The following is a 638-nucleotide window of genomic DNA, read 5'->3' as shown; positions in this document are numbered from 1 at the left end:
CGGACACGGTCAGATCGCTCTTCGCTTCGGCGGCATTCAGAATGTCGTTCGTCGCCAGGGTGTTGATCGTGACGGTCGGCGCGGTGGCATCCACGCTGTACTCACGTCCCGCCGAGGCGCTGTTGCCGTTCACGTTGGTGACGCTCACCTGCACGCTGGCATCGCCGTCCTTCAGGCCAGCCAGATCCGCAGACGGTACGGTCCAGGTCCAGTTGCCGCTGTCGTCTACTGTCGCACTATAGATTTTGCCGTTCAGGGTGATGGTCACGGTCTGCCCGGCTTCCACGTTGATGGTCGCACCGGACAGCACCAGATCCGCGCCCTTCTCCGCCGCGTTGATCACGTCGTCGGTCGCAATCGGATTGATGCTGATGGCAACGGTCGCCAGATCTACCGTCACATCGTGGCTGATGGTAATCGGGTTACCCGCTGAACTGTCGCCGGTAACGCTGATTTTGACGGTGCCTTCCGGCCACGTGCTCACGTCCGCTGATGGAACAGCCGCGCTCCAGCTGCCGTCCGCCAGCACCGTGGCCGCATAGTCTTTGCCGTTGACGTTGACGGTCAGCGCCGTACCCGGTGCCAGCCCGTCGCTGGATCCGCTGACGATCAGGTTTTGAGTATGTTCGATGCTGTTG

At 61.9% G+C, this 638-nt stretch carries 1 pseudogene; it reads right to left on the bottom strand.

Going from position 1 to position 638, the window contains the following annotated elements:
* Positions 1–638: pseudogene (locus HMPREF3143_RS26380) on the bottom strand (Ig-like domain-containing protein); the annotation flags it as partial.

The sequence above is a fragment of the Enterobacter sp. HMSC16D10 genome (assembly GCF_001807145.1).
Classification (GTDB): Bacteria; Pseudomonadota; Gammaproteobacteria; order Enterobacterales; family Enterobacteriaceae; genus Enterobacter; species Enterobacter roggenkampii.
This window is presented reverse-complemented; position numbering and strand designations above follow the sequence as displayed.